Origin of the sequence: Phormidium sp. CCY1219 (genome assembly GCF_035615515.1) — a bacterium.
Taxonomy (GTDB): domain Bacteria; phylum Cyanobacteriota; class Cyanobacteriia; order Cyanobacteriales; family Laspinemataceae; genus CCY1219.
Map to the genome: position 1 here is coordinate 1 of NZ_JAJENT010000553.1, position 1,544 is coordinate 1,544.

The 1,544-nt window shown below is 47.7% G+C and carries 4 protein-coding genes; all 4 read right to left on the reverse strand.

Annotation, left to right across the window (positions count from 1 at the left end):
* Positions 1-258 precede the first annotated feature (258 nt).
* Positions 259-486, reverse strand: coding sequence for a helix-turn-helix domain-containing protein (locus tag LKK83_RS15325; RefSeq protein WP_324632078.1), 228 nt, complete (start codon positions 484-486; stop codon positions 259-261).
* A gap of 178 nt (positions 487-664) precedes the next feature.
* Positions 665-904 (reverse strand): hypothetical protein, encoded by a 240-nt coding sequence (locus LKK83_RS15330; protein ID WP_324632079.1) that lies wholly within the window; start codon positions 902-904, stop codon positions 665-667.
* A 125-nt stretch (positions 905-1,029) separates the two neighbouring features.
* On the reverse strand, positions 1,030-1,254 hold the full coding sequence (locus LKK83_RS15335; protein WP_324632080.1) for a helix-turn-helix domain-containing protein: 225 nt from the start codon (positions 1,252-1,254) through the stop codon (positions 1,030-1,032).
* 99 nt (positions 1,255-1,353) lie between these two features.
* Positions 1,354-1,544: hypothetical protein (locus LKK83_RS15340; protein WP_324632081.1), on the reverse strand; the 191-nt coding region annotated here is incomplete at its 5' end.

Below are 1,544 nucleotides of genomic sequence, written 5' to 3' on the forward strand. Positions count from 1 at the left end.
GAAACCGAAGAACTGGGAAAGTGCTTCTTTTGCTTGCTGTTGGAGGGTTTCAGAGCCGAAGCTGCTGTAGTCGTAGTCGGTTTTGAGAACGAACGGTGCAGAGGTGCCCCGCTCGGCAAATGCTTGACCTGATTGAATTTGAGCTATCATAGTGGTGACTTATGTTGTAATGGGGCGGGTGATACCGCTCCTTTTTATTGATTCGCTGTTAAATGTTAGCATACTACCATGCTAGCATTTATAGTAAGGTCTAGGTGGTTATTCTTTGTAAACAAATGTGAATAATTCATCCAAAGACCTTAATTTGAAGTAACCCGCAATGGTTGCGAGAGTGTCCCGGTCTATCCTTCGGAAGCTGTTGTGCTGATAAGCACGGATTCCTGCTGGAGCAATTCCAGTTTCCTCGCTCAACTGCTGCTGAGTTAGTCCTCGTTGTTGCATTAACTCGTCAAGGTGGCAGATAATTTCAGGCTTTTGAATGTCCATTCGATCCCGTTGCAGAACGATACTATATAGCATTCAACAAGTATCGTAGCCTTCTGCTGACCTTCTAGGACTGGATGAAATTGAGGATGATGCATTGGATCCGCTGCTTTTGGCTGTCAAACGATTCGGAAATCTGAATCAGCGTGAAGCGAAGCTATCGCGCAGGGAATCGCGCCATTCAGGTGGAGCCACCACAGTCGGACGAATCCAGCCAGCGATCGAATAAGCGATCGCCTTGGGTGAGTCCCCGTTCGAGGCAAAGTTGGTGCAGCAGTTGCCGCAAATTTCGACCGATTTCGAGGCCACTGACGAAGGTATGGCGGATGAACCCGAAAAACTGGGATAGGGCTTGTTTGGCTTGCCGTTGCTTCGGTTTCCAAGCCGAAGCTGCTGTAGTCGTAGTTGAAGCTATTGTCAACGGGAAGGTGGCTAGAAGCCTTAGCCGTAGCGGTTTTAGGTGTATTCATGGTAGATTTGAGATAGCTTTTTTGGGAGCGGGGTGGTACCCGCTTTTTTTTTACTCTAGCTTAAATGTCTATCGATTTAGGCATCTTCTTTGTTAAGAATTGTAAAGAACTGGTCGAGGGAGTCAATCTCAAAATAGTCCAGCAGTTTTTCTAAGCTGGTCTTGTCGATTCGACTAAAGCGATTGTTCTGCAAGGCGCGGACAGTGCTCGGACTCAGCCCGAGCTCTCTTTTTAAGTCAAGCTGCGTTAGCCCTCGACTTGCCATTAATTTGTCCAATTTGCACTGAATCTCTCTTCCCACTTGTTTGTCCTTGTTAAAGTGTTTACTACTCTAGTTATCTAAATATCTAGAATAGTTGATGAGACCAAGCTCTCTGCCTTTTTTCAAGGGGTTCTCGATCTAGGGAGGTTCAATCGCAGGCAAATTGGGTGCGATAGTTGGCGGAAGCTGCGATCGCGATCGCGCGCCCGCTAACGAAGGTATGGCGGATGAACCCGAGAAACTGGTACAGTGCTTGTCAGCACCCCGCTCTAAAGAGACGGGGCTTCTAGCCCCTGACTTTAGGTAGCTGACCAGCCTAAGCCCTACGA

What these genes read in the sequence shown, in the direction of transcription:
- LKK83_RS15325 (WP_324632078.1), bottom strand. Translation starts at nt 486, where the DNA reads ATGGACATTCAAAAGCCTGAAATTATCTGCCACCTTGACGAGTTAATG.